Source organism: Pseudomonas sp. SDO55104_S430, from assembly GCF_054070595.1.
This window is the reverse complement of the sequence record NZ_JBSVXG010000247.1, coordinates 1-7,808: the sequence shown is the minus strand read 5'-3', so window position 1 is coordinate 7,808 and position 7,808 is coordinate 1. Positions and strand designations below refer to the sequence as shown.

Sequence of the window (7,808 nt, the reverse complement as noted above, 5' to 3'; positions counted from 1 at the left end):
GGAGCCAGGTCGGTCACATCTGCTTTTCCTGACACACCGCCTTCGCGGGTAAGCCTCGTTCCTACAGGTTTTGCGGTGTTCCTGGTAATGGTGTTGAAGCAACCATCGCTGTTTGTGGCAGCTCCTACACTGGTTCGAATGTGACGATTGCCAAATCGCCCGGCAGGCAGCAATCTCACTGGACGTTCGAGCCCGATATCCATGCCTAAAGGAGCCAAGCATGACCGCAACCGTACTGGTACTGGTTGAGACCATCAACGATTACCTGCCCATCCTCGAACATCAGGGGTTTCACCTGATTCTGGCCCCGACCCCCGCCGAGCGCGCCGAAGCCATCAAACGCCACGGAGCCGGGATCGACGCGGTGCTGACCCGCGGCCCACTGGGCCTGACTGCCAATGAAATCGCCGCCCTGCCCAAACTGAAGATCATCTGCGTGATCGGCGCAGGTTATGAAATGGTCGACCTGCAAGCCGCCGCCGACCGCGGCATCACCGTCACCAACGGCGCCGGGGTCAACGCCTCCTCCGTCGCCGACCACGCCATGGCCCTGCTGCTGTCACTGGTGCGCGACGTGCCACGCTGCGACGCCGCCGTGCGCCGGGGCGAGTGGCCGAAAATCATGCGCCCTTCCCTCGCCGGCAAACGCCTTGGCATTCTCGGTCTGGGCGCGGTCGGCCTGGCCATCGCCAAGCGCGCCGCGGCGGGGTTCGACATGAGCGTGTGCTACCACAACCGCCAGCATCGCGACGACGTGCCCTACGAGTTCTGTTCGACCCCCACCGAACTGGCACGCGCCTCGGACTTCCTGATCATCGCCACCCCCGGCGGCCTGGGTACCCAGCACCTGGTCAACCGCCAGGTCCTCGACGCCCTGGGGCCCAACGGATTTCTGGTGAACATCGCCCGGGCCAGCGTGGTGGTCACCGCCGACCTGATCACTTCTCTGGAGCAACGGCGCATTGCCGGTGCGGCCCTGGACGTGTTCGATGCCGAGCCTCAGGTGCCGGACGCGCTCAAGACCCTGAGCAACGTGATCCTGACTCCGCATGTCGCCGGCCTGTCGCCGGAAGCCACCCAGGGCACCGTCGAACTGGTAGGCCGTAATCTCGTGGCGTTCTTCTCCGGCAAGCCCGTGCTGACCCCGATCGAGTTGCCGCGCGGCCTGAAAAACGCCATGGTGTAGGACAATTCAAACAGGTGTATCAAAAGCAATGATTGCCCGGCAACACGCTCACCTATAAGGGCCGTTCGTGGTTGTGGCTGCCGGGTACGCGCATTAGATTAGCCAATAGTTTGAGGCCTCCAGAATAAGCAGAAGGGATAAGCATGGCGCTTACTGACCAGTCCACCCGTATCCGCTCCGGCGAAGAACTCGATGCCAGCCTGATCGATCCGTACCTCAAGGCGCACATTCCCGGCCTCACCGGTCTGCCGCAGATCAGCCAGTTCCCCGGCGGTGCGTCGAACCTCACCTACTTGATCGAATACCCGGAGCAGGAATTCGTCCTGCGCCGGCCGCCCTTCGGCCACAAGGCCAAGTCCGCCCATGACATGGGACGTGAATTCCGCATCCTCAATCAATTGCGCGACGGCTTTCCGTATTGCCCGAAGGCTTACGTGCACTGCACCGACGACTCGGTGATCGGCGCCGAGTTCTACGTGATGGAGCGGGTCAAGGGGATAATCCTGCGCTCGGAACTGCCGCCGGAACTGGGCTTCGACTCCGCGAAAACCGAAGCGCTGTGCAAGAGCTTCATCGACAAGTTCGTTGAACTGCATCGCGTCGATTACAACGCCTACGGCCTGGGCGATCTGGGCAAGCCCGAAGGTTACGTGGCCCGGCAGATCAAGGGCTGGAGCGACCGATACGAGAAAGCCCTGACCCCGGACGCGCCGCACTGGGAAGCGGTCAAGGCCTGGCTCAACGACAAGATGCCGGCCGATCACCCGACCTCCAGCATCGTGCACAACGACTACCGTTTCGATAACGTGATTCTCGATCCGAACAACCCGATGCAGATCATCGGTGTGCTCGACTGGGAGTTGACCACCCTTGGCGATCCGCTGATGGACCTGGGCAACACCCTCGCCTACTGGATCGAAGCCGGCGACCCCGCGCCCGTGCAGCTGATGCGCCGCCAGCCGAGTCACGCGCCGGGCATGCTGACCCGCCGTGAGTTCGTCGATTACTACGCCGAACGCTCCGGGATCCAGATCGACAATTTCGATTTCTACTACACCTACGGCCTGTTCCGCCTGGCCGGCATCGTGCAGCAGATCTACTACCGCTTCTACCACGGCCAGACCCAGGACAAACGCTTCGCGCAGTTCATTCACATGAACAAACTGCTGGAGCAGATGAGCTTGCAGGTCATCCAGAAATCCAGCCTCTGATCGCTTCTTCCATTGCACATCAGGCCTATAACAAGACTCTCAAGGGAATTCCATGTCCAAGACTCAGTTGTTCGACCTCGACGGCAAGATCGCTTTCGTCTCCGGCGCCAGCCGCGGCATTGGTGAGGCCATCGCCAAACTGCTGGCCCAGCAAGGTGCCCATGTGATCGTTTCGAGCCGCAAGCTCGAAGGCTGCCAGCACGTGGCCGATGCGATCATCGCCGCCGGCGGCAAGGCCACCGCCATTGCCTGCCACATCGGGGAAATGGAACAGATCAGCCAGGTCTTCGCCGGCATCAAGGAACAGTTCGGCCGCCTGGACATCCTGGTCAACAACGCGGCGACCAATCCACAATTCTGCAACGTGCTGGACACCGACCTCGGCGCGTTCCAGAAGACCGTCGACGTCAACATCCGCGGCTATTTCTTCATGTCGGTGGAAGCCGGCAAGCTGATGCGCGAGAACGGTGGCGGCAGCATCATCAACGTTGCGTCGATCAATGGCGTCTCGCCGGGCGTGTTCCAGGGCATCTACTCGGTGACCAAGGCGGCGGTGATCAACATGACCAAGGTCTTCGCCAAGGAATGCGCGCAGTTCGGCATCCGCTGCAACGCCCTGCTCCCGGGCCTGACCGACACCAAGTTCGCCTCGGCGCTGGTCAAGAACGAAGCCATCCTCAACACCGCCCTGGCACAGATCCCGCTCAAGCGCGTGGCAGACCCGAGCGAAATGGCCGGCGCCGTGCTGTACCTGGCCAGCGATGCGTCCAGCTACACCACGGGTGTTTCGCTGAACGTGGATGGTGGGTTCCTTTCCTGATTTCCTGACCACAAATACTTCTGTGCGAGCCTGCTCGCGATAGCGGTCTGTCAGCCAGCATTGAGGTTGGATGTCACACCGTCATCGCGAGCAGGCTCGCACCCACAGGGATCGGGTCAGGTATTTATAATTTTTGGCAGCTGCCAACCAAAATGCACCGACAGCAAGCGCAACGCCAGGCAGGCCGCGCCCGCCAGTAGCGCCGCTGCCACCGGTGGCACCCCGCAGCGTCGGCCGATGATCAGCACGGCAGCGCCGACGAACGCCGAACTCGCATACAGATCCACCTGCAGCACCACCGGTATCCGCGCCAGCACGATATCGCGGATAACCCCGCCACCCACGCCCGTGATGGTACCCATCAGCATCGACACGAACGGCGAGATTCCGTGGTTCAAAGCCTTCTGCGCCCCCGCCACAGCGAACAGCGCCAGGCCTGCGGCATCGAGCACGATCAGCGTCGAGCCAGACCAGCCCAGTACCTGCTCATGAAAAATGAACGCCAACCCGCCCATCAAAAACGCCAGGGCCGGATAACGCCAGTTGGCCACGGCGTTGGGCGGCGTGGCGCCGATCAGCAGGTCCCGGGTCACGCCGCCACCCAAGGCAACGATGAAGGCGATCACCATCACCCCGAGCAGGTCGAGGCCGCTGCGCATGGCACTGATCGCACCTTCGATGGCAAAAACAGCCGTGCCGACAAGATCGGCGACAAGAACGATTTTCTCGACACGGTGCTTCAAGGACGGCGGCGCCCGACGTTACTGGGTGACGCAGCGCGTGGTGGTCGTGACGCGCGTTATCTCGCCGTTTTCGTCGCGCGCATCGCCCAGCACATCGGTTTTATCCATGTCCTGGCAGGTGCGAACCGGAGCAGGTGGCGGTGCGGCGGGAGGAGGTGGTGGCGGACTGGAGCAGCCGGCGAGCAGCGCCGTGCAGAGTGCCAGAGGTGCAAAAACGCGTTTCCCAAGAGTTTTCATAGGTTGACCCGCGATAAGTGGTAGACACCCTTTTTGTGACCACGGCACCTGCGCGAAAAATCCGCGTAGCTGTCACAAAAAAAGTATTTGCGTAACACTTATAGCCCAATCATTGGCCAACGCCATGAAAACCTGACAGTTCTTACATCACCGGATCCGGGCGATTCAGGGTATTGCTCTCCAGTTCGTATCGCAGCTCTTCGATCAGCGCGGCCACCGAATCCGCTGACTGCAAGGTGGCCATGTTCAAGCCGCTGACCACCAGATCCACCTGCCCTGAGAGGGGGTGGTAGAGCTTGACGGTCAGGTAATGATCGCCGGTGATGCTGCAATCACAGGCGCGGGGCGAAAAACTGCGTTCGATCAGCATGCGCAGTTGGGCCAGCGTCATCATGGGTTCAGATCCCGGCACAGGGATAATTCGGGGTGCAGATTCATCAGGGCATTCCTTCGGTTGTTTCGCAGGGACACGCAGGCATTGGCAAACACCTGTCGTACCCTTGCAGCCTAGGAGCCGTCGCCCGTGCTCAACACATCAAATTGCACCCCTCCAGCTAGTGCATTTGCACCTTACCCTCAATCCTTCGATTTCCCGCTGCCGGAGAACAAACCGCGTTCACGCGCCCAGACGATCGCCTCGCTACGGCTGTGCACATCGAGCTTGGAATACACCGTCGCCACGTGATTGCGCACTGTGTTTGGCGCCAGTTTCAGCCGTGCGGCAATTTCCTTGTCCGCCAGACCTTCACAGATCAACCCCAACACATCACGCTCCCGGGCGGTGAGATCGGTGAACGACACGCTGGGCAGCCGGGGCGAATTGACGTTCTTCGCATTGGCCAGTTTTTCGATCAGCGTGCGGCTGAACCAGGACGCGTCCTTCATCACTTCTTCAATGGCCGACACCAGCTCCAGTTCGGTGCGCTTGCGCTCGGTAATGTCCATCAACACCAGCAGGTAGCAGGGACTGTCCTGGATGTTCACGGTGTCTGCCGACACTGCGCAATCGATCAGCCCCGCGTCTTTCCTGCGCACCCGCACATCGATACGGTCCAGACGCCCGGTTTTCTCCAGAGCCGCGAACAGGCGCATGCGCGCGCCTTTATCTTCGATGAAGTCGATCTGCGTGATGCTCTGCCCCAGCACTTCCTCGCTGGAGTAACCGAGGGCATCGAGGAAGGCTTCGTTGACATCGAGGACGGCCTGATCGCCCGCGCCGCACACCAGGATCGGCACCGGCGACAGGCGGAATGCCTTGGCAAAACGCTCCTCGCTCTGGCGCAAGGCGAGCTCGGCCTTATGACGCGGTTCGATGTCGACAAAGGAAAACAACATGCAGGGTTCGTCGTTGAGCTCCAGCGGCTGACCAGCGACGATCACTTGCTTGCTGCTACCGTCAGCCTGCCGCAACTCGGCCTGCATTTGCGGAATGGTCGTGCCTTCCACCAGACGCTGCTTGGCCAAGTCCTTGTTTTGCGCCTGCTCCAGCACGTCCAGCTCGTAGGTGGAAGTGCCGATCACCTGGTCCCGGGTGTAGCCGGTCATCTCGAGAAACCCGGGATTGACCTTGATGTAGCGCAAATCGCTGAGACGGCAGATCACCGCCGGCGCCGGATTGGCGGCAAAGGTTCTCTCGAAGCGCTGCTCGGCGCTGACCCAGTCGGTGACATCATCCATGATCAGCGCCAGCGACTCGGGCTGATCCTCGCGATCGGTCAACACCATGCTGCGCACGCGAAGAAACCGGACGCGCTCCTGCTCATCCGCGACGGCGCTGACCTCAACCAGTACATCGCTGAAAATCTCGCCACGGGTCACGCGGTTGATCGGATAACTGTCAGCAGGGACCACATGGTTGTTGCGGTAGCGCAAGGCGAAACGGCTGGTGTAATGCTCGGCATCGGCGCCCAAGTCGCTGATCTGCGCCACGCCATGCATGGCCAGCGCGGCATCGTTGGCCCAGACAATGCTTTGATCGGGATCGAGCAGAATCACCCCGTCCGAGAGGCCGGCGATGATTTGCTGCAATTGGCGGCGATTGGTTTCGGTGATCAGGACATCCTGGTTCATTGCATCTCCACTCGGTCGACGGGGCCTGAAATGTACGACCACCGGGGGCTGCAATCGTGCGAAGAACCTTTGGTGCAGGTATTTACCTGTGGCGAGGTGGCTTGCCCCCTCGCCACAGGTTCGAATACAAGATGGAGAGATGTGTTACGTCAGGCAGCCAGTTCTCCTTTGGCCACCGCCGCAGACGCCGCCAGCATCGCCCGCAACAACACCGCACACCCGGCCGCCAAATCATCCGGCGCGGCGTTTTCGATTTCGTTGTGGCTGATGCCGCCTTCGCACGGCACGAAGATCATCCCCGCCGGGCCAAGCTCGGCGAGGAAGATCGCGTCGTGGCCTGCCCCGCTGACGATATCCATGTGCGACAGGCCCAGGCCTTGCACCGCGCCGCGCACGGCCTCGACGCAGCCCTTGTCGAAATACAGCGGCGGGAAATCGGCGGTGGGGGTCAGTTCATAGGTCAGGCCGTGTTCCTGGCAGGTGGTGTCGATCACCTCGCGGACTTCGGCGATCATCGAATCCAGGCGCGCCGGTTCCAGATGACGGAAATCCAGGGTCATGCGCACTTCGCCGGGAATCACGTTGCGTGAACCCGGATAGGCTTGCAGGCATCCGACGGTGCCGCAGGCGTGGGGTTGATGGCCCAACGCCGCGCGATTGACCGCACCGACGATCACCGCCGCCCCCACCAAGGCATCCTTGCGCAGGTGCATCGGGGTAGGCCCGGCATGGGCTTCGACGCCGCGCAGTTTCAGGTCGAACCACTTTTGCCCAAGGGCGCCCATCACCACGCCGATGGTCTTGCGTTCGTCCTCGAGAATCGGCCCCTGCTCGATGTGCGCTTCGAAATAGGCGCCCACCGGGTGACCACTGACCACTCGCGGCCCCGCATAGCCGATGGCATTGAGCGCCTCGCCCACAGTCACGCCCTCGGCGTCGACCTTGGCCAGGGTTTCTTCCAGGGTGAATTTTTCCGCAAACACCCCCGAACCCATCATGCACGGGGCGAAACGCGAGCCTTCTTCGTTGGTCCACACCACCACTTCCAGCGGCGCCTCGGTTTCCACGCCCAAGTCATTGAGGGTGCGCAGCACTTCGACGCCGGCCAGCACGCCGAAGCAGCCATCGAACTTGCCACCGGTGGGCTGGGTGTCGATGTGGCTGCCAGTCATCACCGGTGGCAGGTCCGGATTGCGCCCCGGACGACGGGCGAAGATATTGCCCACCGCATCGATGCTGACGCTGCAGCCCGCCTCTTCGCACCACTTCACAAAGGTGTCGCGGGCCTGGCGGTCGAGATCGGTCAGGGCCAGGCGACAGACCCCGCCCTTGACCGTGGCCCCGAGCTTGGCCAGCTCCATGAGCGACTGCCACAGGCGATCGCGGTTGATGTGCTGATGGGCGGATTGCAGAACGTCTACGGCTGCGTTCATGGGGATCTCCTCAGGCAGTTCTTGTGTATTTCTTCAGACAGCTTTCTGGTGTCTTCAAGGCCGTCTTCGCGGGCAAGCCTCGCTCCTACAGACAGGCGAAATCCTGTA

8 protein-coding genes are annotated in these 7,808 nt (G+C 61.6%); 3 read left to right on the top strand and 5 right to left on the bottom strand.

Annotated features, from left to right (window positions below; all coding sequences use genetic code 11):
- The coding region (locus tag ACW9JE_RS26420; protein WP_457434416.1) for a hypothetical protein at nucleotides 1–203 on the bottom strand (203 nt) is incomplete at its 3' end.
- Between the two features lie 17 nt (nucleotides 204–220).
- Between ACW9JE_RS26420 and ACW9JE_RS26415 the strand changes: the two genes are divergently transcribed.
- The 3 genes from ACW9JE_RS26415 to ACW9JE_RS26405 all read left to right on the top strand — a co-directional run bounded on the left by ACW9JE_RS26415 (nucleotide 221) and on the right by ACW9JE_RS26405 (nucleotide 3,217).
- Nucleotides 221–1,186 (top strand): 2-hydroxyacid dehydrogenase, encoded by a 966-nt coding sequence (locus ACW9JE_RS26415; RefSeq protein WP_224540522.1) that lies wholly within the window; start codon nucleotides 221–223, stop codon nucleotides 1,184–1,186.
- 143 nt (nucleotides 1,187–1,329) lie between these two features.
- On the top strand, nucleotides 1,330–2,397 hold the full coding sequence (locus ACW9JE_RS26410; protein WP_224540520.1) for a phosphotransferase family protein: 1,068 nt from the start codon (nucleotides 1,330–1,332) through the stop codon (nucleotides 2,395–2,397).
- A gap of 52 nt (nucleotides 2,398–2,449) precedes the next feature.
- Entirely contained in the window at nucleotides 2,450–3,217 is a 768-nt protein-coding gene (locus tag ACW9JE_RS26405; RefSeq protein WP_175377298.1) for an SDR family oxidoreductase, read from the top strand.
- 116 nt (nucleotides 3,218–3,333) lie between these two features.
- Here ACW9JE_RS26405 and ACW9JE_RS26400 read toward each other — a convergent pair whose 3' ends face one another.
- From ACW9JE_RS26400 to ACW9JE_RS26385, 4 genes are all read right to left on the bottom strand, one after another.
- Nucleotides 3,334–3,960 (bottom strand): trimeric intracellular cation channel family protein, encoded by a 627-nt coding sequence (locus ACW9JE_RS26400; protein WP_457434415.1) that lies wholly within the window; start codon nucleotides 3,958–3,960, stop codon nucleotides 3,334–3,336.
- 379 nt (nucleotides 3,961–4,339) lie between these two features.
- Entirely contained in the window at nucleotides 4,340–4,591 is a 252-nt protein-coding gene (locus ACW9JE_RS26395) for a DUF1652 domain-containing protein (protein WP_224540514.1), read from the bottom strand.
- A gap of 182 nt (nucleotides 4,592–4,773) precedes the next feature.
- The gene (locus tag ACW9JE_RS26390) at nucleotides 4,774–6,267 is read right to left on the bottom strand and encodes a PAS domain S-box protein (RefSeq protein WP_457434414.1); all 1,494 of its coding nucleotides are present in this window, start codon (nucleotides 6,265–6,267) and stop codon (nucleotides 4,774–4,776) included.
- A 149-nt stretch (nucleotides 6,268–6,416) separates the two neighbouring features.
- Entirely contained in the window at nucleotides 6,417–7,700 is a 1,284-nt protein-coding gene (locus tag ACW9JE_RS26385; protein ID WP_457434413.1) for a Zn-dependent hydrolase, read from the bottom strand.
- Nucleotides 7,701–7,808: the final 108 nt, after the last annotated feature.